Source organism: Blautia sp. BCRC 81119 (genome assembly GCF_003184505.1).
GTDB lineage: Bacteria > Bacillota > Clostridia > Lachnospirales > Lachnospiraceae > Blautia_A > Blautia_A fusiformis.
The window spans coordinates 1-24,804 of the sequence record NZ_QJHD01000003.1; the positions used below are offsets into that span (position 1 = coordinate 1).

Annotated in this window: 23 protein-coding genes and 3 pseudogenes; all 26 read left to right on the forward strand. The window is 43.9% G+C overall.

Annotation, left to right across the window (positions count from 1 at the left end; translation table 11 throughout):
• Nucleotides 1–118 precede the first annotated feature (118 nt).
• Nucleotides 119–1,153, forward strand: a pseudogene (locus tag DMI82_RS02095) (phage tail tape measure protein); the annotation flags it as partial.
• Nucleotides 1,154–1,357: 204 nt separating this feature from the next.
• Nucleotides 1,358–1,960 carry a Type 1 glutamine amidotransferase-like domain-containing protein gene (locus DMI82_RS02100; protein WP_021651673.1) on the forward strand — a complete coding sequence of 201 codons (603 nt, stop codon included), beginning with the start codon at nucleotides 1,358–1,360 and terminating at the stop codon, nucleotides 1,958–1,960.
• 123 nt (nucleotides 1,961–2,083) lie between these two features.
• Nucleotides 2,084–2,551, forward strand: a complete 468-nt coding sequence (locus DMI82_RS02105; protein ID WP_110102348.1) for a hypothetical protein — start codon at nucleotides 2,084–2,086, stop codon at nucleotides 2,549–2,551.
• 34 nt (nucleotides 2,552–2,585) lie between these two features.
• Nucleotides 2,586–3,188 (forward strand): alpha/beta hydrolase, encoded by a 603-nt coding sequence (locus DMI82_RS02110; protein ID WP_110102471.1) that lies wholly within the window; start codon nucleotides 2,586–2,588, stop codon nucleotides 3,186–3,188.
• A gap of 44 nt (nucleotides 3,189–3,232) precedes the next feature.
• Nucleotides 3,233–3,517, forward strand: coding sequence for a hypothetical protein (locus DMI82_RS02115; protein ID WP_021651675.1), 285 nt, complete (start codon nucleotides 3,233–3,235; stop codon nucleotides 3,515–3,517).
• 164 nt (nucleotides 3,518–3,681) lie between these two features.
• A pseudogene (locus DMI82_RS02120) lies at nucleotides 3,682–5,487 on the forward strand (hypothetical protein); the annotation flags it as partial.
• An 18-nt stretch (nucleotides 5,488–5,505) separates the two neighbouring features.
• On the forward strand, nucleotides 5,506–5,679 hold the full coding sequence (locus tag DMI82_RS20760) for a hypothetical protein (RefSeq protein WP_244094845.1): 174 nt from the start codon (nucleotides 5,506–5,508) through the stop codon (nucleotides 5,677–5,679).
• On the forward strand, nucleotides 5,679–7,079 hold the full coding sequence (locus DMI82_RS02125) for a hypothetical protein (RefSeq protein ID WP_021650472.1): 1,401 nt from the start codon (nucleotides 5,679–5,681) through the stop codon (nucleotides 7,077–7,079). Before DMI82_RS20760 ends, DMI82_RS02125 begins: the two co-directional genes overlap by 1 nt.
• Before the next feature lie 92 nt (nucleotides 7,080–7,171).
• Nucleotides 7,172–7,588, forward strand: a complete 417-nt coding sequence (locus DMI82_RS02130) for a phage holin family protein (RefSeq protein ID WP_021650473.1) — start codon at nucleotides 7,172–7,174, stop codon at nucleotides 7,586–7,588.
• Complete coding sequence (locus DMI82_RS02135; RefSeq protein WP_110102350.1) at nucleotides 7,585–9,099, forward strand: glucosaminidase domain-containing protein; 1,515 nt, start codon at nucleotides 7,585–7,587, stop codon at nucleotides 9,097–9,099. The genes DMI82_RS02130 and DMI82_RS02135 overlap by 4 nt, the downstream gene beginning before the upstream one ends.
• Before the next feature lie 492 nt (nucleotides 9,100–9,591).
• Complete coding sequence (locus DMI82_RS02140) at nucleotides 9,592–9,951, forward strand: ArsR/SmtB family transcription factor (RefSeq protein ID WP_021650476.1); 360 nt, start codon at nucleotides 9,592–9,594, stop codon at nucleotides 9,949–9,951.
• Between the two features lie 58 nt (nucleotides 9,952–10,009).
• Nucleotides 10,010–12,364, forward strand: a complete 2,355-nt coding sequence (locus DMI82_RS02145; protein WP_110102353.1) for a heavy metal translocating P-type ATPase — start codon at nucleotides 10,010–10,012, stop codon at nucleotides 12,362–12,364.
• Between the two features lie 16 nt (nucleotides 12,365–12,380).
• On the forward strand, nucleotides 12,381–12,899 hold the full coding sequence (locus DMI82_RS02150) for a DUF6921 family protein (RefSeq protein WP_021650478.1): 519 nt from the start codon (nucleotides 12,381–12,383) through the stop codon (nucleotides 12,897–12,899).
• Between the two features lie 10 nt (nucleotides 12,900–12,909).
• On the forward strand, nucleotides 12,910–13,449 hold the full coding sequence (locus DMI82_RS02155; RefSeq protein WP_009203875.1) for a hypothetical protein: 540 nt from the start codon (nucleotides 12,910–12,912) through the stop codon (nucleotides 13,447–13,449).
• A complete protein-coding gene (locus DMI82_RS02160; protein WP_110102355.1) occupies nucleotides 13,446–14,990 on the forward strand; it encodes an FAD-binding protein in 1,545 nt (514 codons plus the stop codon). Before DMI82_RS02155 ends, DMI82_RS02160 begins: the two co-directional genes overlap by 4 nt.
• A complete protein-coding gene (locus DMI82_RS02165; protein WP_330384935.1) occupies nucleotides 14,987–15,700 on the forward strand; it encodes a succinate dehydrogenase/fumarate reductase iron-sulfur subunit in 714 nt (237 codons plus the stop codon). The genes DMI82_RS02160 and DMI82_RS02165 overlap by 4 nt, the downstream gene beginning before the upstream one ends.
• A gap of 463 nt (nucleotides 15,701–16,163) precedes the next feature.
• Nucleotides 16,164–16,484, forward strand: a complete 321-nt coding sequence (locus tag DMI82_RS02170) for a DUF6508 domain-containing protein (protein WP_044960788.1) — start codon at nucleotides 16,164–16,166, stop codon at nucleotides 16,482–16,484.
• 4 nt (nucleotides 16,485–16,488) lie between these two features.
• Nucleotides 16,489–16,719, forward strand: coding sequence for a hypothetical protein (locus DMI82_RS02175; protein WP_021650484.1), 231 nt, complete (start codon nucleotides 16,489–16,491; stop codon nucleotides 16,717–16,719).
• A 148-nt stretch (nucleotides 16,720–16,867) separates the two neighbouring features.
• Entirely contained in the window at nucleotides 16,868–17,029 is a 162-nt protein-coding gene (locus DMI82_RS19700; protein ID WP_158526416.1) for a hypothetical protein, read from the forward strand.
• A 181-nt stretch (nucleotides 17,030–17,210) separates the two neighbouring features.
• The gene (locus DMI82_RS20010) at nucleotides 17,211–18,950 is read left to right on the forward strand and encodes a recombinase family protein (protein ID WP_199579957.1); all 1,740 of its coding nucleotides are present in this window, start codon (nucleotides 17,211–17,213) and stop codon (nucleotides 18,948–18,950) included.
• A 29-nt stretch (nucleotides 18,951–18,979) separates the two neighbouring features.
• Nucleotides 18,980–19,126: a hypothetical protein gene (locus DMI82_RS20015; protein WP_199579958.1), complete on the forward strand. Its 147-nt coding sequence runs from the start codon at nucleotides 18,980–18,982 to the stop codon at nucleotides 19,124–19,126.
• Between the two features lie 38 nt (nucleotides 19,127–19,164).
• Nucleotides 19,165–20,843, forward strand: a pseudogene (locus tag DMI82_RS20525) (recombinase family protein); the annotation flags it as partial.
• A 185-nt stretch (nucleotides 20,844–21,028) separates the two neighbouring features.
• Complete coding sequence (locus DMI82_RS02205) at nucleotides 21,029–22,003, forward strand: LysR family transcriptional regulator (RefSeq protein ID WP_330409186.1); 975 nt, start codon at nucleotides 21,029–21,031, stop codon at nucleotides 22,001–22,003.
• Between the two features lie 158 nt (nucleotides 22,004–22,161).
• On the forward strand, nucleotides 22,162–22,854 hold the full coding sequence (locus DMI82_RS02210) for a DUF4405 domain-containing protein (RefSeq protein ID WP_110102363.1): 693 nt from the start codon (nucleotides 22,162–22,164) through the stop codon (nucleotides 22,852–22,854).
• A gap of 17 nt (nucleotides 22,855–22,871) precedes the next feature.
• The gene (locus DMI82_RS02215) at nucleotides 22,872–23,798 is read left to right on the forward strand and encodes a prolyl oligopeptidase family serine peptidase (protein ID WP_110102365.1); all 927 of its coding nucleotides are present in this window, start codon (nucleotides 22,872–22,874) and stop codon (nucleotides 23,796–23,798) included.
• Between the two features lie 117 nt (nucleotides 23,799–23,915).
• Complete coding sequence (locus tag DMI82_RS02220; protein ID WP_182465507.1) at nucleotides 23,916–24,803, forward strand: aldo/keto reductase; 888 nt, start codon at nucleotides 23,916–23,918, stop codon at nucleotides 24,801–24,803.
• The last annotated feature ends 1 nt before the right edge of the window (nucleotide 24,804 follow it).

The window sequence follows — 24,804 nt, forward strand, 5'->3', positions numbered from 1 at the left end:
TCTGGATGATTATCTGCCTTGGAATCCTCTTGTAAAAGAATTCTGTCGATAACCGTTGACCTTTTAGTATAAAAGGCTGACGGTTATTTTTCTATACACTGTTTTATTTGACGCTTACATGGCAGGGAACAGAATCAGGGGGATCACTGTCGAGATTGGCGGCGATACCACAAAATTGCAGACTGCCCTGAAAGGGGTTAATACGGAAATTAGGAATACGCAGAGCCAGCTGAAAGATGTGGAGAAGCTTCTGAAGCTGGATCCGGGGAATACGGAGCTGATCGCGCAGAAGCACAGACTGCTGGCACAGGCGGTTTCTGAAACAAGGGAAAAGCTGGAGACTTTGAAGACTGCACAGCAGCAGGCGGATGAGGCATTGCGGAACGGAACGATTTCCCAGGACCAGTATGATGCCCTGCAGAGGGAGATCATTGAGACGGAACAGAGACTGCGGAGTCTGGAAGAGCAGGCGAACCAGTCTGCGACTGCCCTGCAGAAAATCGGGGCAACCGGTGAAAAGCTGCAGACGGTTGGAAACAAGATTTCTTCTGTTGGGCAGAAGCTGCTTCCTGTGACGGGAGTGGTGACAGGGCTTGGAACGGCGGCGGTGAAAACTGCCGCTGATTTTGACTCTGCGATGAGTAAGGTGGCGGCTGTGTCTGGGGCAACGGGATCGAATTTTGATAGCCTCCGGGATAAGGCCAGGGAGATGGGTGCCAAAACGAAGTTCTCTGCGACTGAGGCGGCAGATGCCATGAACTATATGGCAATGGCCGGATGGAAGACGGAGGATATGCTGTCCGGTATTGAGGGTGTTATGTATCTGGCTGCGGCATCCGGGGAAGACCTGGCAACGACTTCTGATATTGTGACGGATGCGCTGACGGCTTTTGGGCTGACTGCAGCGGATTCGGGACATTTTGCGGATGTGTTGGCGGCTGCTTCCAGTAATGCCAATACCAATGTGTCCATGATGGGCGAGACGTTCAAGTATTGTGCGCCGGTTGCGGGGGCGCTGGGATTTTCGGTTGAGGATACGGCAGAAGCAATCGGTCTGATGGGCAATGCCGGTATCAAGGCTTCCCAGGCCGGTACTTCCATGCGTTCCATCATGACGAACCTGACCGGGGATGTGAAGCTGTCAGGGTATGCGAAGAAGGATAAGATCAGTGTGCAGTATTTTGATGTGGAGACAGCGGAACTGAAACTGGCAGAGATGTATGTGACGGGGTATAAGGCGAAGCTGAAAAAGGATACCAGTTATAAGGGATTGTGGACGGTTAGTTTTACGTTGAAGGAGATGTAGGGAGATGGTATAATGGGAGCATCAAATCGGAATTTATAAAGGAGAATATTGATGAAACTATTTTTATGTTCGCATTTTTCAAGTGTAGGAAGTCTGATAAAGGAAGAAATTGAAAATAAGAAAGTCGCATTTATTCCAACAGCTTCGCTGCGTGAAGGCTACACCGGTTATGTCGGCTCGGCTCGAAAATTATTCAAAAAGTTGGGAGCAATCGTAACTGAAATTGATATTTCAACGGAGGCTTATTCAACGATACAGTCTGTTTTTGAAGATGCAGATGTGATATATTTTACCGGCGGAAATTCTTTTTTTCTTATGGACCGACTCCGTAAAACGGGAACTGATGGGCTGCTGAAAAAGGAATTGGCAAATGGAAAATTGATGATCGGCGAGTCGGCAGGCGCAATTATATGCGCTCCAAGCATCCAATATATCCAGCAGATGGATGAAAAGCCGGAGGACTACTCACAAGAAGATGATGCAGGGCTTGATTTGATTGATTTCTATGTTCTTCCGCATTATCTTACAGCACCATTTAAGAAAGTTACCGAGAAAATAATGACTGAGTTTTCGGATTTGAATCTATGCCCAATTAACAACCGTCAGGGAATTGTAATTGACGGTGAAGGTTCAAAGGTTATTTGCAAAGACTAATTTGAAAATTCCAGTTTACAGAACTGAATCAAAAGAGCTCGAAGGAGCTCTTTTTCCTTTTTTATAATAGTATCATTATGGTATAATAGAGACATTAAAATCGGAATTTCAGGAGGTGTTTTTATGCCACAAATGAATAAGGGAGGAAAATTTATTTTCGGGAAATCACTCATTCGGACGGATGGAACATTGCGGATTCCACCGCAGGCAATGGAAGAATATCACATTGCAGATGAAGGAAAAGTATATCTTTTTACCGGAAGTAAGATTACCGGTGGCTTCTGCGTCACCCGGAAAGGCCTTTTGCATCCGTCAAAACTTGGTCACATTTTGGACGATACTCCACCGTTGCTTGACTACTCAGCAGGTTCTGGCGAATTTATCAAATACAAGGGGCGTTCCTACTGCTGGGTAGAGATTTCACAGGAGGGGCAAATTCTTCTTACGAAGAAAATGATGGATTTTTTGAAGGTGAGACCCGGAATGGAGCTGCCCTCTATCCGTAGTAGCGACATCGCGTTTACGATGGGAGCTAAAGGACCGCTATTGGAAAAAGCAGAAAACTATGATGGTGAAATTCCGCTTTTTTAAGTGTAACAATTTGAATTTGTGGAGGATAACTATTGTGGATAAAACAGTTATTTATATACATGGAAAAGGTGGTAATGCTGAAGAAGCTATTCATTACAAACCGCTCTTTAGTAATTGTGATGTGATTGGTCTCGACTATACTGCACAGTTTCCATGGGAAGCAAAAGAAGAATTTCCATTACTTTTTAATTCAATTTATAGAAACTACAAGACGGTTGAAGTAATTGCCAATAGCATTGGAGCGTATTTTGCTATCAATGCCTTATCAAATCAGCAAATAGAGAAAGCATATTTTATTTCGCCCGTTGTAGATATGGAAAGGCTTATTGCTGATATGATGATTTGGGCAAATGTTACAGAGGATGAACTCAAAGAGAAAAAAGAAATTCAGACAACCTTTGGAGAGACTCTTTCATGGGATTATCTTTGCTATGCAAGAGAAAATCCTATTATATGGGAAATCCCAACGCACATTTTGTATGGTGAAAAAGATAATCTTACCGCTTATGGAACGATATTTGAATTTGTACAGAGGACTAATTCAACATTTTCTATTATGAAAAATGGAGAGCATTGGTTTCATACGGATGAACAAATGAAATTTCTTGATGAATGGATAATAAAATCTTCCAAATAAATTCCAGCTTGCAGGGAAGTTGGTTATCACGGAGATGAAGAGAAATGGATGAGAGGAAAGCGTATTGGTTTGAACAGCCATATATGCCGCGGATGAAAAATATTGCGGTGGCTCCTGTTATTCTGGAAGATGGAAGGCTGTCCTTCTGTGTTCCGGGGGATGATGGTCCTCCGTGGTCAGGGGTGTGGAACCTGACAGGAAAGGTTGTTCTGGACGGGGATGATTATTTTGAGTTCCAGTGTGATGATGAAGTGATGCACAGACGAGGCGGAACATACAAGTTTTGTGCATTGGATATTGCTACATTCAGACGGGAAACCTGCCGGTAGATATCACAGGGAGAAGAAATTGCAGACTGCTGTAAAACAACAGAAGAACTGCATGAATGGTACCTGAAACACTGGACTTACAACAGATAGGATGATTATATTTACGAAGGCATCAGTCACCTGGTTGGCTGGTGCCTTTTTCGTGGGGAAATGGAGGTGGCGGGATGTATCCGGTGTCGGATGGGTTTCTGAGGGCTGTGAAGAGCAATACAAGAAAATATTACTGGACGGGTACGATCGTTACCAAAGGCGGAATGACGTATGAGCTCGGGGCGAAGGAGATTGTGAAGGGTTCCGGATATATTTCCAGGCAGTGCTGCGGGAGTACGGAGATTGAACTGGGGACGGTGTATGCGGCGGAGATGGGGATCACACTTCTGAGTGATATTGACAGGTATACGCTGGAGGATGCACTGGTGACGCTGGTGTTTCATCTGGTGCTGGCGGATGGTTCGGTGGAAGATGTGCCGATGGGAGTTTTTGAGGTCAGTGAGGCGAACCGTCTGGCGAAGTGCCTGGAACTGAAGGCGTATGATTTTATGCTGCGGTTTGATAAGAGTTTCAACGGATTTGAGACTGTGGGGACTGCTTATGATTTTATTACTTTGTGCTGTAAGCGGTGTAAAGTGGAGTTTGCGAATAAGAGGGCGGAGATTGATGCCATGCCGAATGGCGGGGTGACGCTTTCTGTTTATACTGAAAATGATATTGAGACCTGCCGGGACGTGCTGTTTTATGTGGCACAGGTTCTGGGAGGTTTCTTTATTATCAACAGGGAGGGAAAACTGGAACTGAGAAAGTACGGGAAGGATCCTGTGATGAAGGTGGAGCAGAGACACCGTTTTTCTTCCAGTTTTTCGGATTTTATTACCAGATACACGGCAGTGAGTTCCACCAACAAGCAGACGCAGATTGCAGAGTATTATGCTCTGGATCCGGATAACGGGCTGACCATGAATCTGGGTGTGAACCCACTTCTGCAGTTTGGACTGGCAGAGACCAGAGAGATGTTGTGCAGGAATATATTGACGGATCTGTCAGTGATCAACTATGTACCTTTTGATTCGGATACAATCGGGAACCCTGCCCTGGATCCGGGGGATGTGCTGACATTTGCAGGAGGACAGGCGGATGAGGGACAGATCACCTGCATCACTTCCATCAGACAGAAGATCGGGGGAAAGCAGAGCCTGAAATGTGTGGGGAAGAACCCGAGGCTGGCTCAGGCAAAGTCAAGAAATGACAAGAATATTTCGGGACTGCTGAATCAGATTGAAGACAATGCGAAGACCGGGAAGATCGGGATCCATATGTTTACCAATGCTTCCGCGCATGAGATCGGGCAGACGAAGGTGAAGCTGATCAGTATCCAGTTTGCTTCTTCTGAGGAAAACCATATGCAGTTTTTTGCACAGGTTGTTGTGGATGTGGCTGCGGATCCGGTGGAACGGTCTGCGGAGGCTTCCGGGACTGTGGTGATTCCATTTCCGGGCGGAAGCGGCAGTGGAACTGGAAGTGGTACGGGTGGTTCTGATGGAACCGGGGAGACATCGGATGCAGGAAGTTCTGAAAATGATGCGGCAGGGAATGAAGTTGGAAATACTTCCGGGGATGAGAATACAGGGAGTACGGATGATGTCGCTGGTGGCTCGGATTCCGGATCCGGAACCGGGAGTGGTTCGGAGGTTTCTGTGGATGTGAGCCTGCCGGTGAAGTGGCAGGAAGACGGACAGGCGGTCTGCCATGTGGTCTTTGAATTTAATAACGAGGAGATCGTGGAGCATTGTCCGGTGGAGACCTGGCATTCAGGGAAACATATTTTGTCGCTGTATTATCCCATTGAGAAGATTGTTGCCAATTATACGAATACATTCAATGTGTATCTCTGGATGGAGAATGGCAGCGGGACCGTTGATGTGGGAGACTGCATTGCCTCTGTCAGCGGACAGGCAATGGCGGCAGGGGAAGCCTAGGACGGAAAGCTTGAGGTGGAAGATTATACCACGAGATTTGCCATTGGCGGAGGACTGGATGTGAATGGTTTCCGGGAATCGCTGTCCATGCAGATGAAGGAGACGGTGAACAGAGGATTTGAAGTGTATTTTGCTGAGAGAGCGGGAATCAGCGGTTTCTGCAGGCCGGTAGAAATGGAGGGTGTGTGATGAAGTTGAAAGGTGAAATGGTCATTGAACTGACCGATACGAATACGGGTGCGGTGGAGACAGTTCAGGAGACGAACATGATCACGGAGGCAGTGAACAATATTCTGGGGCTGAATCCCATGGGGATTTATCTGAAAGCCAGCGGGGAGTATGACAATTCTGTTTTGTGGAACGGGACGCTGCTTCCCATCTGCCCGAACATGATCGGGGGGATCCTGCTGTTTCCGGCAGTGCTGGAAGAAAAGGCGGATCATATTTACGAGCAGGGGAAGAACCTGCCGGTGGCTTATGCTTCCAACAATGTTAATTCCGGTTCCAATGTGGCGAGGGGAAGCCTGAACCAGACGGAGAGCAAGAAGCTGGACAATGGATATAAGTTTGTGTGGGAGTTTACTCCCAGCCAGGGGAATGGAAATATTGCAGCGGTGGCACTGACCAGTGCACTGGGCGGGCAGAATGCTTTTGGCAGTGCGGCAGGGGATGCCAGCACGTTCCTGCTTCTGAAAAAGGTGGATATCGGGGATATCCCGAAGGCAAAGCAGATGACACTGTTTGAGGCAGTGGAGCTGGATTTTGAAAAGAACCTGCTGTATTCCATCACCTTTGGGACTTCCAGTGTGACCATTACGAAGATCCGGATCCCGGTGTTTAACATCGGGCTGAATGAGAAGCTGGATGATACCACGTATACCGTACTGGAGGAGCAGACACTGACAACGGAAAGCTTTACGTTCCTGGGGGATTATACAAAGTACGGGGAGTTTATGGACGGGCATGACGGATACTGGTATGGATTTTCCAATGAGCCGAATTCTTCCGGGGATGCGAAGATGGTATGGATCCGGATCTCCAAAAAGGATTATTCCTTTACGGAGGGAAGCTGGACACTGTCCAAGGCGAAGCTTTCGGAAGTGGGCACAAGGGCAAAGGACGGTTCCTATCCGGAACGGAATGTAAAATGCTGTGTGAGGAAGGGGTATCTGTATGTGCCTTCTTATGATAAGAAGGGAGTTTATAAGATCAATACTGCAAATTCAGCGGATGTGACACTGATCCCGCTGGGCTTTACTTCCAAGCTGAAATCCCTTGGGGAGGCTGGTTCCTGTGAGGTGTATATGACACTTCTCGGGGACATGATCGTGGCAGGGGATTTCCAGATCACGGCGGATGACAGGGTGATCAAGACGCAGGGGAGCGCAAGGTTTGAAGCCATGGCAACGCCTTTGTTCCAGTATAAGAACTTTGTGTTTATGTGGGGCGGCAGTTACGGGAAGGAGCACAGGTGTGCTTATCTTCTGACGCCTTATCTGGCAAGTATCAATAATCTTTCGTCAGCGGTGGTGAAGAATACGGACAAAACGATGAAGATCACGTATACGCTGACGGAGGAAATAATGTAGGTCTTTCTGCCGAAAGGCATGGAGATAGAAAACTTATTTACGGCAGTTCTCAGAAATGGGGGCTGCTTTTTTCATGGGAGGAGGATTCTGGCATGAAGGAATTTTGGAACTTTATTCAGATGGTTTTTATGGCTGTAGGCGGATGGCTGGGCTGGTTTATGGGAGGCTGTGACGGGCTTCTGTATGCCCTGATCGCTTTTGTAGTGATCGATTACCTGACCGGGGTGATGTGTGCTTTTGCGGACCATACGCTTTCCAGTGAGGTGGGATTCCGGGGAATCTGCAGGAAGGTGCTGATCTTTCTGCTGGTGGGAATGGCCAATATTTTGGATGTGGCTGTGATCGGGAACGGATCCGTGCTGAGGACAGCGGTGATCTTTTTCTATATTTCCAATGAGGGTGTGAGCTTGCTGGAGAATGCAGGACATCTGGGGCTGCCGATCCCGCAGAAGATGAAAGATGTGTTGGAACAGCTGCATGACAGAGGGAAAGGAAGTGATGGGGAATGAGACTGGTTGAAAGTTTTCTGACTAAGAATCCCTGCTATACTGCAGGGAGAAAAATTACTGTAAAAGGCCTGATGCTTCACTCGGTTGGATGTCCGCAGCCGAGAGCACAGGTTTTTCTTGATTCCTGGAATCACACTTCTTTTGGAAGTGCATGTGTGCATGGTTTTATTGATGGAAATGATGGAACGGTGTATCAGGCATTGCCATGGAACCACAGGGGATGGCACTGTGGCTCCGGTAGTAAGGGAAGTGGAAATAATACGCATATTGGTGTGGAGATGTGTGAGCCTGCCTGCATCCGGTACACAAGCGGATCTGGTTTTACCTGCTCCGATCTGGCGAAGGCAAGGGCATCGGCAGTGCGGACGTATGAAGTAGCGGTGGAATTGTTTGCCATGCTTTGTAAGAAGTTTGGTCTGGATCCGCTGGCAGATGGTGTGGTGATTTCCCATAGAGAGGGACACGCAAGGGGAATTGCTACAAATCATGGAGATCCGGAGCATCTGTGGAAAGGTCTGGGACTGCCTTATACGATGGATGGATTCAGGAAAGCTGTGAAGGCTGCTATGTCTGGGAAAGCTGAAGGGACGCAGGCTTCTGTGTTTCTGGGGATTTCCGATGAGAAGGCAGCGGAGCGGATTGGAGTGCTGTGTGCAGAGGATATGAAAACCAGTGGGATTCTGGCTTCGGTGTCTGCGGCGCAGTTTATTCTGGAATCGGGTTATGGCAGGACGGAACTGGCGCAGAAGGCAAATAACTGTTTTGGGATGAAGTGCGTGTTGTCTGGGAATACTTGGAATGGAAGTATCTGGGATGGAACCAATAAGTACCGGAAGAAGACGCAGGAGGATGATGGAACCGGAAAGCTGTACACGGTGACTGCGGATTTCCGGAAGTATGTCTGTGTGGAGCAGTCTATTGCGGATCATTCTGCTTATCTGCTGGGCGCAATGAATGGGAAGAAAAAGAGATATGCGGGACTGGCCGGGGAGAAGGATTACCGGAAGGCTGTCCGGATCATTAAGGATGGCGGCTATGCAACGGACAGTTTTTATGTACAGAAGATCTGTGCCATCATTGAGAAGTATGGGCTGACACGGTTTGATGGCGTGAAGGTGGAGAAAAAGGTCTGGTACCGGGTGAGAAAAGACTGGAAGGATGCTAGAAGTCAGGCAGGAGCATTTCAGGTGCTGGACAATGCAAAGAAATGTGCAGACGAGCATCCGGGATTTTCGGTGTTTGATGAGAATGGAAAGGCAGTGTACAGTTCCGTGGATAAGAAGCAGGAAGAGGTGTTTCGTCCGTATCTGGTTCGTGTGGAGATTTCGGATCTGAATATCCGGAAGAAGCCGGGAACGGATCAGGAGAAGGTTGGAAAATATACGGGTGTTGGCTGTTTTACTATTGTTGCTGAGGCTGACGGTGTCGGAGCATCAAAGTGGGGGCTGCTGAAAGCGTATGAGAAAGAGCGGAATGGGTGGATCTCGCTGGATTTTGTGACAAGAATATAATAGTGAGTGATGAGGCTTTGCATTGCGGCGGTGGTCGTGGTGTGAAGCCTTTTTTTGTTAGGGCAAAGCCCTGTTTGCCATTGTGGAGTTTTTGGTCGCTTTCAATATAACATCCGGAATCGAGGTATCTTTTTTTTCTGCAAAATCACGAACTTTGCTCATTTATAGATATCAGAAAAAGGAAGATACTTTGAGGAATCTTTACGAAAAGAAAAAAGAGAAGTTAATCTCATATATCTGCTTCTTGGCTAGTCTGGGATTAAAAGTAACAATCCTTTTTTCTGTTATCTTGAACTTTTTAATTTTTCCTGTTTCGGAGTCCTTGAATTTATATTCAAACTCATCTACACATTCTTTGATGCGGTACAAAAGTATTAAGCAGTTAAAAACAAAAATCCAAGAAGATATTTACTAATCTTATTGACATAGAACAAAAAATGAATATAATCATAGTTGAACAACTATTCAACTACGATTATACGAGGTAAGTGTATGTCTAAACCGTCTTATATTTGTAATTGTGATGTGATTCATGAGGATATTGTGAATGATGTGAAATCCAAGATGCAACCCAAAGATGATTATATCCAGTTGGCATCTTTATTTAAGCTATTTGGAGATGGTACCAGAGTACAAATCTTACACGCTCTGGAACAGAGTGAGATGTGTGTATGTGATCTTGCTGTGCTACTGGGGGTAACGAAATCCGCAATCTCACACCAGTTAAAGGCATTGCGTCTTGCGAATTTGGTAAAATTCCGTAGAGAAGCGCAGATAGTTTACTACTCTCTGGCAGATGATCATGTGAAAGAGATTATTGATAAGGGATTTGAGCATCTATGGCAGAAATAATATTTTTAGCGTTATAGTTGAGCAATTGAGCAACTAAACAAATTACAAGGAGGTCATTATGAAACGAATATTTTTATTAAAAGGGTTGGACTGTCCGAACTGCTCCGCAAAAATTGAAAAAGAAGTCGGAGAATTGGATGGAGTACAATCCTCAGTTGTAAATTTGATGAAGCAGACGCTGACAATCAATGTTGCTCCAGCTGCCGCAAATACAATAGCCAGTCAGATTGAAACGATTGTCCACAGCCATGAGCCGGGTGTGGAGGTTCAGGAAGAAACAATTATCCCCGTTACAAAGAGTTATTTGTTAAAGGGCTTGGACTGTCCGAACTGCTCCGCAAAAATTGAAAAAGAAGTCGGAGAATTGGATGGAGTACAATCCTCAGTTGTAAATTTGATGAAGCAGACGCTGACAATCAATGTTGCTCCAGTTGCCGCAAATACAATAGCCAGTCAGATTGAAACGATTGTCCACAGCCATGAGCCAGATGTAGAAGTTTCCGAAATTGCACAGGAATACTATATACCTGCAAAAAAACAGGATACCAATACATCCTATAACAATGAGGACAAGAAGTTGACGATTCGTTTAGCGATTGGCGCAGCAATCTATGGTATTGGTATGGCATTGACAGTTTTTGCGAAAGTGCCACTGCCTGTCGAGTTAGTTTTTCTCATTGTCTCCTATATTATTCTTGGCGGGGATGTTGTATGGCAAGCTGTGAGGAATATTTCAAAGGGACGTGTATTTGATGAACATTTCCTGATGAGCGTTTCTACGATTGGTGCTTTTGTCATTGGTGAATATCCGGAAGCAGTTGCTGTTATGCTGTTCTATCAAGTTGGTGAATTTTTCCAGTCATTGGCTGTTGAGCGTTCCAGAAAATCTATATCAGATTTAATGGATATACGTCCGGATTGTGCTACAGTCAGAAGGAACGGAGAATTGATTACCATATCTCCTGAAAGTGTTGCCATTGGCGAGATTATTATTGTAAAGCCTGGTGAAAAAATCCCATTAGACGGTGTGGTATTGGATGGAGATTCTATGCTGGATACGAGGGCTTTAACTGGAGAATCGGTTCCGAGAAGCGTTCATAAAGGAGACGAAGCACTTTCCGGTTGTATGAATCAGACGGGTGTTTTAACGATTAAGACAACGAAAGCATTTGGTGAATCTACTGCTTCAAAGATTATTGATCTTGTGGAGAATGCGTCCAGTAGAAAAGCACCAACAGAAAATTTCATTACTACATTTGCACGTTATTACACTCCTGTTGTTGTAATCTTAGCAGCTATTCTGGCAATTCTGCCACCGATCCTTCTTGGTGGAGGTTGGACAGAGTGGATTCGCAGAGGATTTGTTTTCCTTGTGGTATCTTGCCCATGTGCATTGGTCATTTCAATCCCGCTGACTTTCTTCGGAGGTATTGGTGCGGCATCTAAACGAGGTGTTCTTGTAAAAGGAAGTAATTATTTAGAGGCGCTTAATAATGTCAGCATTATTGTGTTCGATAAAACTGGAACACTTACAAAGGGTGTTTTCAATGTGACTGATATTCTGCCTGCAAATGGATTTTCAAAAGAACAGGTTCTGGAGTATGCGGTCCAGGCAGAGAGCTTTTCTAACCATCCTATTGCAAAATCCATTCTCTCTGCTTATGGAAAAGAAATTGACCAATCAGTTATCTCTGATTACAAGGAAATTTCCGGATATGGAATCAGTGCCATGGCAGGAAAGAAGAAAGTTTATGCTGGCAATACGAAACTTATGGATTCAGAGCATGTGGAGTACACAGCCTGTGAAAAAGTTGGTACAAAGGTTTATGTAGCAGTAGATGGTCAATATGCCGGATGCATTTTGATAACAGATGAAGTAAAGCCGGACAGCAAAAAAGCAATTTCTGATTTGAAACATATCGGTGTGGAAAAAACAGTCATGCTTACTGGTGATGATGAAAAAATCGGAAAGGCTGTTGCGGAAGAATTGCAGTTGGATGAATATTATGCACAACTGTTTCCTGATCAAAAAGTGGAAAAGGTTGAGCTTTTAGACAGTAAAAAGAGACAGGGAAGCAAATTAGCTTTTGTTGGTGATGGTATCAATGACGCTCCTGTCCTTGCTCGTGCGGATGTTGGTATCGCAATGGGTGGTCTTGGTTCAGATGCGGCCATTGAAGCTGCGGATGTGGTTCTGATGACAGATGAACCATCTAAGCTGGTGGATGCGATTGATGTGGCAAAAGCGACAAAGCAAATTGTCATGCAGAATATAGTGATTGCCCTTGGAATTAAGAGTGTGTTCCTGATCCTTGGTGCTCTGGGTATAGCTGGAATGTGGGAAGCTGTATTTGGTGATGTAGGCGTTACCATAATTGCCGTCTTGAACGCAATGAGGATTTTGAAAAAATAAGAAACGAGGTGGCAATGTGAAACGGAAATTGATTCTGTTAGCAGTTACAATTGTTTTTCTTGCAGGTTTCGGTGCACTTTTGCATTCACCGCCTTCTATGATTGATGCAGTCACAGGAGCAACACCGAAGTCAAAAAAGGCGGCTCAAGCCTCCGCACAGTTGGAAGGCTCTTATGTTCTCGGTATTAATATGATGTCAGATGGTCTCGACAACGAGAACACCCGGAATAAATTAAAAGAATTGGCACTGGACGATTCGGAAACAAATGAAACAGATCTCATGAAAACGGACATTAGTTTTCGGTTATATGTATCTGAGACGGATTATCCGCTTGTCAGTTATGCTAAGAAACTCTGTGACAGGTTGAAACAGGCCGGTTTTTTCGTAGATCTGAAAGAGTACAGTAACACAATGATGCTATCAAGAGTGGTAAGTGGAAAGTATGATGTATTCCTGGCATCGGATGATTTTATTGACGTTACAACGCTAACACAGATGGACTATATGATCATGGACAGCGAAGAAATGAGGTGAGCGGGAATTTATGAGAAAATGGAATACGATTTTGTCTGTTTTAATGCTTCTCATTTTTATGATTCATGGAATCATGGGCAGCTTTATGCTGAACGGAGTTGGAAGTAGTGCAGGGAAACTTCTTGCATGGATTGGTGTTGGTATTCTTGTTGTGCATACGGTGATTGGTGTCATCCTGACAGTTCAGAGTTTACAGACAGCGAAGCAATCAGGAAAAATGTATCTGAAACAAAACGTCATATTTTGGGCGAGACGAGCCAGTGGGATGGCAATACTGATTCTGCTGTTATTCCATATTGGCTTGTTTGGAAAGGTGCAGAATGGGACATATATTTTGTTCCCTTTTACAACGGTAAAGATGGTAACTCAGCTTTTGTTCGTAGCGGCAATCTTTGTTCATATTTTTATCAATATCCGCCCATTGCTCGTATCACTGGGAATCATCAGTTATAAAGAACGAAGGAGTGATATTTATTTGATCCTTTCGGTGCTTCTTCTTTTTATAGCGGGAGCGGTTATTTTATATTATATTGGGTGGCAATATCTATGAGTAAGACAATTGTTATTATAGGTGCTGGACTGGCAGGACTTTCAGCGGCTTTGCAGGCAGCGGAAAATGGATGCAATGTAAAACTGGTTTCCTCCCTTCCGTCAGAGCGGGCACAGTCTGTTATGGCGGAGGGCGGTATCAACGCAGCTTTGAATACAAAAGATGAAAACGACAGTCCCGAAGAACATTTTACAGATACAATAAAGGCAGCATGTGGTCTGGCAGATCCAAATGCAGTTTGGGGAATGACACAGGCAGCACCGGAGCTGGTGCACTGGCTGCTAAAACTTGGAGTTAAATTTAACATGAGTGGCTATGATGATGTGGATCTGCGGAATTTTGGCGGGCAGAAAAAGAAACGGACTGCTTTTGCACAGAGCGATACCGGGAAGCAGATCATGACAGCTATGATAGACGCTGTTCGCAGGAAAGAAGCATCTGGTATGGTAGAACGGTTCAGCCATCATTCTTTCCTAACACTTCGTCTGTGTGGCAATATTTGTTGTGGCTGCGTAATCAGGGATGAATACAGTCAGGAGACTGTGGAATTACCGGGGGATGCGGTTATTGTTGCCACCGGTGGTATGCACGGATTGTTTGGAAATACAACGGGTTCGCTGAGCAATACAGGAGAAGTCACCGCAGAATTGTTCCGGCTTGGTGTTCCTCTGGCAAATGGCGAGATGATCCAGTACCATCCGACAACTGTGAAATGTGGTGGAAAACGCATGCTCATCAGCGAGGCGGCCAGAGGGGAAGGTGGCAGGTTGTTTGCCATGAAAGATGGAAAACAATGGTATTTCATGGAGGAAAAATACCCGGAGCTTGGAAATCTGATGCCACGAGATATTACCGCCAGAGAGATATGGAAGGTCAGCCATGAATCAGAGGTATTTCTTGACATGACGGAAATATCGGAGGAGATTATTTCAAATAAGCTATCTGGTCTGGCAGACGATTGTATGACCTATCTGCATAAAGATATACGAAAGGAACCGGTGTCTGTTTTACCGGGAATTCACTATTTTATGGGAGGCATTCTGGTGGATGAGCAGCACAGAACGCCGATTCAGAATCTTTACGCTGCCGGAGAATGCTGTGCCCAATATCATGGTGCCAACCGTCTTGGTGGAAATTCTCTGTTAGGAGCGTTATACGGAGGACGTGTTGCGGCAAAATCAGCATGTGAACAGGCAGATGTAGTAGATCTATCTTGTGCGACACAGATAGATTTTCCACCAACGTCTCAAATTTCAGAAATAAAGCAATTAAACAAAGTGATGCAGGATACTATGGGCGTTGTCAGAAATGAGAATACGTTGTTAAATGGGATTCAAACGGTACAAGCGCTGACAGGAAATCTTCCATTGCTTGGCATGGCAGTTCTAAAGAGTGCTCTTGCAAGAAAAGAAAGCCGTGGTGCACACTGGCGGGAGGATTATCCGAAGAGCAATGACGATGATTACCTTAAAACAACGGTAGCCAGATTTGATGGAAAGCAGATACAGATTTCCTTTGTACCTGTTCCAGAAAGGCGGTGATTCACTTGGTATATAAAATAAGAATCAGGCGGCAGGAGAGTCAGAAATCAGACAGTTATTGGCAGGAATTTGAGTTTGACGGAAGCAAAAACAGCTCTGTTGCCAATGTTCTAAAGGAATTGAACAGTAGAACACCTTTGAAAGATAATTCAGGGAATATAGTTACTCCCATCAGCTGGGAATGTAGCTGTATGGTGCGAAAATGTGGGGCTTGCGCCATGCTGATTAACGAACGTCCGAGGCTGGCATGCTCTACATTTTTACATACGTTAAAAGGTTCTACAATCACCTTGGAACCTTTAAGCAAATTTCCGCTTGTAAGAGATTTGATCGTTGACCGGTCAATTCTGTTTGAAAATTTGAAAAAACTGAACCTTTGGCTTGAAAGTGAAGCTTATATGAATCCGTGGACACATGAACCGAGATACCAGTCGGCACGCTGTCTGATGTGTGGCTGCTGCCTTGAAGTGTGTCCTAACTTCTCTGCAAATGGGACTTTCGCAGGCGCTGTTGCTGCAGTCAACGCATTTCGGATTCTGAATGAAGAACAGGAAATAAGCCATCGGAATGAGGTTTCAACTCAATATAAGGAAAATTATTTTGAGGGATGCGGGAAATCATTAGCTTGCCATAACATTTGCCCGATTGGTCTGCCTGTCGAAGAATTGATCGTGAGGTCAAATTCGGTAGCTATTTGGGGAAGACAGTGAGTATCAAAACGCTGATTAAAAAAACATGATTAACCTACATCTATGGTTTTACCAAAAATAGAGACATATCCTTTGTTTCGGTGTGGTAGCGGTTTTATTATGGACTGGATTCCGTCAAGGATGAATTTGATGCTTCCCTGAGAAGTATATCCAGTCGGAAGAATATGTCTCAGCAAAGCAGCAGAAGAGATATTGATCAAATTATGTCAATGTCTCTTTTTTTATGGAAGAAACAGGCTGATCAGAAATATGCAAAAGAGTAGCCTATTTTAATTATTTAACGAAAGGCGAACAGGGGTGTTCACAAGGGTGTGCACCGTTAAATTGTATCAATTTCGTAGTCGCAACGAAACCTTGCTGTTGTGGATATTACATGAATATATTTTGCGCTAGAATAATTATTGGGTATATGTTAAAATATAAAGAACATATATTCGAACGTTTATCAAGGTGGTGTATAGCATTGACAAAGTCAGAGAAACTACGAAAAATTCAGGAAATATTGGAATTAAAGAATCCACAAGAGAATCTGTATGCAGATCTGTTAAAGACAATAGGAGATTTGAAAACAAATTATGGGGATTACATGATTACGGAGCCGATTGACTGTAATGAGGAACTGAAACGTGTTCCGGGAGCGGATTATGAACTTTGTACGGCGTTGCTGACAATGCTGCTGAGAGAAGATCATTTTTCCAATGGTTCTTTTGAACGGAGATTTGCTGACGGGCAGGTGCTTCCTGTTCTGGTGAGGATGAAGGATGTTTTGAGTGCAGGAGTGTGATTTTATGAAAGTCGGGGATACTGCATATATTGTGGAATCAAACAGGTATGTGAGAGAAGTGGAGATCCGCAGGTGTTCCGGCGGGATGTTCCTGGTACGTTTTACAGATACGGGCGGCGGAATACAGGTGAAGGCTCACAGGCTGTTTGCAACGAGGGAAGAAGCTGAAAAGAGTATTGAGAAGGCACCAGAGACAAAGAGGGTGCGTGGGAATCCGTATGACCGATGGTATTGAACGGATGATAAAGTAAATAAATGATCAGGGGAAACCTGTTGCTGTTTGCGGAGAAATCTGTGGATGGCAGCGGGTTTATTTTTTTGTCCGGAAAGTCAAAAAATCAGGGACCAGGACTCCTTGGAACAGTAGGAGGTGGTTTTTGGCTATGGGAAAAATTGAACTGATCGATACCGGCAGACTGACGGAGAAACAGGCCAGGCTAAACATGGAAAAGTGTGCAGAGTTTCTGGCAAGAATGATCCAGAAGTACGGGGATGTGGTTCTGGGGGAGATTGAGGAGAGAAATTCACAGCTGCAGGGGAAGTGATCGAGTGTGCCGGTGGTCTTTTGGGGCTGCCGGTCTTTTTGCGCTATGGAAACCGCATAGGAGAAGGTGGATTTTGGGGCAGTTTTTTTGGTCGTTCTGCGAGTTGGCACAGACTGGTGATTCCGATATATTTTATGTACGGCAACCGTATGACGATGGGCAACCGAAATGAGGTGAAGATTTGAGAAAGAAATGTTACATATATACCCGTGTTTCTACAGCGGCTCAGACAGAGGGATACAGTCTGGAAGCACAGACAGAGCGGCTTCGGAAGTATGCGGACTATAAAGAAATGGAAGTGGTCAGGGAATACTGTGATGTAGGCAGATCTGGAATGAGCATCAAGGGCAGACCGGCTTTTATGGAAATGATGGATGACATTTCCTGTGAGAAAGATGAGATCTCCTGTGTGCTGGTGTTTAAGTTATCCCGCTTTGGAAGAAATGCGGCAGATATTTTGAAGTCTGTGCAGCTGTTGATGGATTTTGATGTGGATCTGGTCTGTGTTGAGGATGCCATTGACAGTTCCACGCAGGGCGGACGTCTGACACTTGCTATCCTGTCGGCTGTGGCAGAAATGGAGCATGAGAATATTACAGTCCAGTTCACGACGGCGAGGATGCAGAAGCTGATGAATGGGGGATGGCCGGGCGGCGGCGTGCCGTATGGATATGTGAGTGTGAATAAGGAACTGGTGGTGGTTCCTGAGGCGGCGGATCTGGTGAGGATGATTTATCAGAAGTATCTGGAACCGGATATGATGCTGAATACGGTTGTGGGCTGGATGAATGAGAATGGTTATAAGCGTGTGGTGAAGGGAGAGGATAAGGTTATCACTTCGGATTTTGTTTCTTCGGTGCTGGGAAATCCTATTTATTATGGGATGATCGTATATAATAGGCGGATAAATTCTGAGGAGATTAAAAAGAATCCGAAAGAGGTTATTTCCATCAGGGGCAGACATGAGGCGATTATTCCGGAAGATGTCTGGATGCGGGTACAGGAAAAGCGGAAGAGCTTGAGAAGACCGCAGAAGAAGGTGGATGATCCGGAGCGGATCAGTCTTCTGTCCGGATTGGTGAAGTGTCCGGTGTGCGGAACAGGGCTGGTTACAAAAAAGAATAAACGGAAGAACAGCAATCGTGGCGGCTATTATAAGATTGTTTATTCTTATGGGTGCCGGAATTATCGTAAGAGTGCAGGGCGTGTCTGTGACTGCTGGCGGACATACAATCAGGAGAAACTGGATAAGGCTGTGATGGAGATTGTGGGAAAGGTGACAGAAACAAGGGAGTTCCGTCAGGCAGTTATGGATGTGGTTGGGGACAGGAGTTCGCTGGATGCCTGTGAAGCGGATCTGAAAAGGACCAGAAAGGAACTGCACAGTCAGGAGCATCTGAAATATAAGCTGGGGATGGAACTGGACAATCTGGATATTTTTGCAGAGGACTATGACGGAGAATATGAGGCTGTTCAGGCAAAGATTGACGGGGCTTATGACCAGATCGAATGTCTGGAGGAGAAGATCCGGAAGCTGAAAAAGAAGATGGAGGCTTTGAAGAAAGGGGTTCGTTCTTCTGATAATATACGAAAGATTCTTGATAACTTTGATCTGCTGTTTGAGAGAATGAGCTGTGAGGAACGCAGGGAACTGTGCAGGCAGTTTATTGAGCGGATTGATGTTTTTTCTGAGGAAAGGGAAGATGGCAGGATCCTGAAAAAGATTGTTTTCCGTTTTCCTGTTTATTATGAGAGCGATGGAAAAAGAAAAGTGAATGATGAGCCGGATGAAATGGTGACTTTTGCAGTGGACTGTACGGAGCATCAGGTGACGGCTTCTGAGGCGAAAGCGACTTACGTAGAGATCCGTGCATATGTGAAAGAGAAGTATGGGATGAATATTCCTACATTATATATATAGCGCAGGTGAAACGGAAGTATGGTCTGGATATGGGGAAAGCGTATAACAAACCAGCGAAAAATAAGAATCATGTGCCAGTCTGTCCGGTGGAAAAGGAAAAGGCAATTCTGGATGCTTTGAAGCATTTTCGGATGCTGGATGAGGATGTGGAGTACAGGAAGGAGAGTGCAGAGTGAAGAAAAAATGTTATATTTATATCCGTGTTTTTACGGCAATGCAGGTGGACGGCTACAGTCTGGAGGCACAGAAAGAAAGGCTGATGAAGTTTGCGGAGTTCCAGGAAATGGAAGTGGTCAGGGAATACTGTGATGCTGGTAAATCCGGAAAGAGTATTACGGGCAGACCGGAGTTTCAGAGGATGCTGCAGGATGTGTCCGAGGAACGTGACGGAGTGGCATTTATTCTGGTGTTTAAGCTGTCACGTTTTGGAAGGAATGCAGCAGATGTTTTAAACTCCCTGCAGTTTATCCAGGATTATGGAGTGAATCTGATCTGTGTGGAAGACGGGATTGATTCTTCTAAGGATTCCGGCAAGCTGACCATCACGGTGCTGTCGGCAGTGGCTGAGATTGAAAGGGAGAATATTCTGGTCCAGACAATGGAAGGAAGAAAGCAGAAGGCCAGAGAGGGAAAATGGAATGGCGGACAGGCTCCTTTCGGATATGATCTGGATTCCAAGAATAGCACTCTGGTGGTGAATGAGGAAGAAGCGGAGATTGTGCGGATTATTTATGACAAGTTTGGGCATACGGATATGGGGGCAGATGCTATCTGTAATTATCTGAACCAGAGAGGTTATACGAAGAAAAAGGTCAGGGGGCATGAGCTGAACTATTTTGCCAGAGGACTGATCATGAAGATTTTGGATAATCCGGTTTATACTGGTAAGATTGCTTACGGGAAGAATGTTACGGAGAAGGTGAAGGGAACGAGGGATGAATACCGGCGTGTGAAGACTGATGATTACCTGCTGGCAGATGGACTGCATGAGGCGATTGTGGATGAAGAGATGTGGGAGGCGGCGAGAGAGAAAAGGAAGAGGACGGGGGTTAAGTGGAATAAGACACGTAGTCTTGAACATGAGCATATTTTGTCGGGACTTTTGAAATGTCCGGTGTGTGGTGCTGGAATGGCAGGAACTGTGAGGAGAAGGAAGAATAAGAAATCTGGTGAATATAAGGATGACTTCTATTATAGATGTCAGCACAGGAGAAAGATTGATGAGGAACATTTCTGTGATTTTAAGCCATCACTGAATCAGAATGAGATCAATGCAGAGGTGGAGTGGTTCATCAGAGGGATGATTGCTGATGAAAGGTTTCATGAGTATATTGGAGAAAGATTGCAGGAAAAGGTGGATGTCTCGAAGCTGGAAGAGAAGAGGAACGGGATCAGCTGAAGGGGCAGTTACAGCAGGTTGTCGGGGCGAAGAATAAACTGCTTGTGATGATGGATACTTTGGATGCTGGCGATAAGCATTATGCAAGGAAGTTCCAGGGCATGCAGGACCGTCTGGATAATCTTTACGACAGGATTTCTGGTTTTGAGAATGAGATTGCCGATGTGGAGGAAAAGATTAAGGCAGCGTATGGAAGACAAATTAGTGAAAAACAACTGTACCAAATCCTGCAAAAGTTTGATATACTGTATGCAGAAATGTCAGATATTGAAAAAAAGGAGTTTATGCAGTTGTTTATTGATGCAATTGAGTTATACCCGGAAAAGATGGATGATGGGCGCATCATCAGGCAGATTGATCTGGCATTTCCGGTGTATTATGAAGGTTTTGAAGGCGAAGCAATTCGGTTGCTCAACGAAAACACAGTCGAGATGGTATGTTTATTGTCCAAACTCCACGAAGCGAAGCATCATGTGAATGTGAGACTTGACATGGACGAGATGGATTTAACGGCGGCTGAGAGCAAGGCTACTTATGAGGAGATAAAGAAGTATGTTGCAGAGTATAATGATGGGATGAAGGTATCTAATCTGTATATTGCACAGGTGAAGAGAAAGTGTGGAATTGAATTAGCGGAGAATTTTAATATTCCTAGGTCAGAGGGAGCAAAGCAACCACAATGTCCGAAGGAGAAAGAAGAGGCAATTATTGGGGCACTGAAAGCATTTCAGATGATTTAAAATCACAAAGAGGAGTGAATTACATGATGTATAATCCACAACTTGATACATTTATCTGCGTTGTAGAAGCTGGAAGTTTTAGTAAAGCGGCAGAAGAATTATATATAAGTGCACCTGCGGTTATTAAACAGATAAATTCTTTGGAAAACAGCTTAAATTTGCAATTATTTGAAAGAACACACAGAGGTCTTATTATTACGGAAGCTGGTAAATCGCTCTATCAGGATGCAAAATATCTGATTCAATATTCAAAAGAATCGTTGATACGGGCGCAGGAAGCAATGAATCATAATGAAGAAATCATTCGTGTTGGAATATCTCCGATGACGCCACCGGAAGTTTTTGTGGAACTTTGGCCTAAGATACAGAAAATATATCCGGAGATGAAGTTTAAATTGATTACATTTGAAAATACACCAGAGAATGCAAGAGAGATACTGGCTAATATGGGAAAGAATATTGATGTGATAGCTGGAATCTTTGATGAAAAAATGCTTGAACTCAGAGGCTGTGATGGCACTGAGATTTCAAGAGAACCATTTTGTGTGGCGGTATCAATTCATCACAGGCTGGCAAAAAAAGAAAAAATTACACTTGATGATCTGGCTGGAGAAAATCTTATGCTCATGCGAAGAGGATGGAGTTATTATGGCGATATGCTAAGGGATGATATGATGAAAAATCATCCTGAAATCAATATTGTAGACTTTAATCTGTACAATGTAGAAGCATTTAACCGATGCGAAAACAATAATGAGGTATTACTGGCATTCAAGAGCTGGGAAAGTGTTCATCCACTGATCAGAATCATTCCAGTAGAGTGGGATTATACTATGCCGTTTGGAATTCTTCATTCGAAAAAACCGTCCATTAAGGTTAAGCGGCTGATAAATGCTATTAACAAGGTAAAATAAAAATTGAATACATGCGAGTAGAAACCTAAAGGTTAATACTGAATAACAAAACGAGACTTCTAATGGAGTCTCGTTTTGTTATACTTTAGCTGAAGTGAAAATGGAGGATACTATATGCAAATAAAGACAATAAGAATGCTTTAGATAAGAGGTAGGATATGAAAAATAAACGATTTACAGCAAAAATATTGATAGATATAGGAATGACGATATGTTTGCTTCTTCTTATGCCATATAGTCTGCTCAGCGAGACTGCACATGAGTGGATTGGTATGGCGATGCTTGTGCTTTTTATTTCACATTACATACTGAATCATAAATGGGTGACCTCTGTAAGGAAAGGAAAATATAATGCGTTCAGAGTGATACAGACAGTATTGGTTATCATCATGCTTATTCTTATAATGGGTTCCATGATAAGTGGAATATTATTGTCAAATCACATATTTAAATGGATAAAGATTTCCGGAACATATATGACAGCCAGACAGATACATATGTTTTGCGCATACTGGGGACTGGTGGTGATGTCATTACATCTCGGATTTCATTGGAATATAGCGGTAGCAATGGCAGGACGATTATGGGAACATCCATCCGTCATCAGAACATGGGCAGCAAGATCTGTCGCAACCACAATTGCAGGTTATGGTTTATATGCATTTTACAGGAGACAGATAGGAGATTATCTGATTATGAGGATGCATTTTGTATTTTATGATTATGAAAAGGGGATCTTTCCTTTTCTGCTGGATTATCTGGCAGTAATGATATTGATTGCATTTATTGGATATTATAGTGGAGTGTTTCTAAAGAAAACAGGTAAGAGAAAACGAAAAGGTTCATACTGAAAGAAGGTGGTGTATTTATGGAAAAGCGGAAATTAGTACTTACAATTATTGGAGTTGTTATTTTAGCAATGGTAATCATGGTATATATCTACTTTTCAAAACCCGGCAGGGATGAAAAGAAGAATCAACAAACAATAAACCAGGTACAGACCGTACAGCAGAAGACAGATGAGAAAAAAGAAAATACAGAAAAAAATACATCCGGAGATGAATTGGAAAATGTTACGCCGGGAAGCGAAGAATACCGGGGCTTCCTCCTGGATAATGTTCTTCATTCTCCAAATGAAGGGGACATTCATTACAATGTATATATTCCGGATGCATATGACGGGACAAAGGAATATGCACTATATGTAACATTACCCGGATATCAGGGATTATATTTTCAGGGCGTGGGAGAAAATATCCGGACAGAAGATTTTGGATTTGAAGCACAGAAGTATATTACCGATATGATTATTGTAGCTCCACAGTTAAATGACTGGGGACAGACATCAGCAGATCAGACAATTGAACTGACACAGTATTTTCTGACGCATTATATTATTAATCCATCGAAAGTATATATTAATGGTTATTCCGGAGGAGGAGAAACCCTGTCACTGGTATTGGCAAAGCAGCCGGAATTATATACAGCGGCACTTATGTGCAGCTCTCAGTGGGATGGTGCATATGAGCCGGTTGTGGAGATGAAAACGCCGGTATATTTTGTGATTGGCGAAAGCGACGAATACTATGGATCAGAACCTTTTAAAGAGGCATACCAGCAGATACATGAGCTTTACAAAGAACAGGGATTACCGGAATCAGAGATTGATAAACTGGTGGTACTGGATGTAAAAGATAAAGATTACTTTGAAGGAACACCGGTCACTTATCAGCATGGCGGTGGCTATCTGTTTTGTCGTGACAAAGAAATTATGGGATGGCTGTTCAATCAGTAAGAACCAGAATAAACCGAAAGGTTAAGACTGAAAAACTTATCGAAACTTCTCAAAGGAATCTATCAGTATTATAGTATGAATGTAAGATAAATGAAAGAAAACAAGGAGGATACGACAATGGAATATATTTCATTAAATAATGGTGTAAAAATGCCAATACTGGGATATGGCGTATATCAGGTAACAAAAGAGGAATGTGAAAGATGTGTGCTTGATGTTTTAAAAGTTGGATACCGGGCGATTGATACAGCACAGAGTTATTTTAATGAGGAAGAGGTTGGGAATGCAATCCAAAAGTCAGGCATTCCAAGAGAAGAAATCTTCCTTACAACAAAGGTGTGGGTCGAACATTATGGATATGAAGAAGCAAAGAAATCAGTTCTTGAATCCATGAAAAAGTTAAAGACAGATTATCTGGATCTGGTATTGCTTCACCAGCCATTTTCAGATGCTTACGGTGCTTACCATGCATTGGAAGATCTGTACGATGAGGGAAAAATCAGAGCAATCGGAATTTCCAACTTTTATGTAGACAGAATGGTTGATTTTGCATCCTTCAACCGCATTAAACCTATGGTAAATCAGGTGGAAACCCACATCTTCAATCAGCAGAAAGAGATGAAGGAATGGGCAGACAAATATGATATCCGGTTAGAAGCATGGGCACCATTCGGTGAGGGCAGAGGAGGCACCTTTGAGAATCCTGTCATCGCAGAGATTGCAGAAAAATATCAGAAGACTCCGGCACAGGTTATGCTTCGCTGGCATATTCAGAGAGGGGTAGTGGTTATTCCGAAATCAACACACATTGAGAGAATGGAAGAAAACTTTAATGTTTTTGATTTCACACTTTCTGATGAAGATATGAAGACTATTGCAGAACTGGACAAGAAGACAAGCTCCTTCTTCTCGCATCAGGATCCGAATATGGTGGAATGGTTCGTGAAGATGGTTGAGGAAAGAAAAAAGAATAATGACAGTTCAAAAGAAAAAAAGAACTGGTAAG

Bases quoted from the DNA above. Each gene is read 5' to 3' on its own strand.
- DMI82_RS19700 (WP_158526416.1), top strand. From the start codon at position 16,868: ATGGGAAAAATTGAACTGATCGATACCGGCAGACTGACGGAGAAACAG.
- DMI82_RS02100 (WP_021651673.1), top strand. From the start codon at position 1,358: ATGAAACTATTTTTATGTTCGCATTTTTCAAGTGTAGGAAGTCTGATA.
- DMI82_RS02115 (WP_021651675.1), top strand. From the start codon at position 3,233: ATGGATGAGAGGAAAGCGTATTGGTTTGAACAGCCATATATGCCGCGG.
- DMI82_RS02220 (WP_182465507.1), top strand. From the start codon at position 23,916: ATGGAATATATTTCATTAAATAATGGTGTAAAAATGCCAATACTGGGA.
- DMI82_RS02130 (WP_021650473.1), top strand. From the start codon at position 7,172: ATGAAGGAATTTTGGAACTTTATTCAGATGGTTTTTATGGCTGTAGGC.
- DMI82_RS02125 (WP_021650472.1), top strand. From the start codon at position 5,679: ATGAAGTTGAAAGGTGAAATGGTCATTGAACTGACCGATACGAATACG.
- DMI82_RS02210 (WP_110102363.1), top strand. From the start codon at position 22,162: ATGAAAAATAAACGATTTACAGCAAAAATATTGATAGATATAGGAATG.
- DMI82_RS02215 (WP_110102365.1), top strand. From the start codon at position 22,872: ATGGAAAAGCGGAAATTAGTACTTACAATTATTGGAGTTGTTATTTTA.
- DMI82_RS02175 (WP_021650484.1), top strand. From the start codon at position 16,489: ATGAAAGTCGGGGATACTGCATATATTGTGGAATCAAACAGGTATGTG.
- DMI82_RS20015 (WP_199579958.1), top strand. From the start codon at position 18,980: ATGGGGAAAGCGTATAACAAACCAGCGAAAAATAAGAATCATGTGCCA.
- DMI82_RS02105 (WP_110102348.1), top strand. From the start codon at position 2,084: ATGCCACAAATGAATAAGGGAGGAAAATTTATTTTCGGGAAATCACTC.
- DMI82_RS02205 (WP_330409186.1), top strand. From the start codon at position 21,029: ATGTCCGAAGGAGAAAGAAGAGGCAATTATTGGGGCACTGAAAGCATT.
- DMI82_RS02155 (WP_009203875.1), top strand. From the start codon at position 12,910: ATGAGAAAATGGAATACGATTTTGTCTGTTTTAATGCTTCTCATTTTT.
- DMI82_RS02135 (WP_110102350.1), top strand. From the start codon at position 7,585: ATGAGACTGGTTGAAAGTTTTCTGACTAAGAATCCCTGCTATACTGCA.
- DMI82_RS02160 (WP_110102355.1), top strand. From the start codon at position 13,446: ATGAGTAAGACAATTGTTATTATAGGTGCTGGACTGGCAGGACTTTCA.
- DMI82_RS02145 (WP_110102353.1), top strand. From the start codon at position 10,010: ATGAAACGAATATTTTTATTAAAAGGGTTGGACTGTCCGAACTGCTCC.
- DMI82_RS02140 (WP_021650476.1), top strand. From the start codon at position 9,592: ATGTCTAAACCGTCTTATATTTGTAATTGTGATGTGATTCATGAGGAT.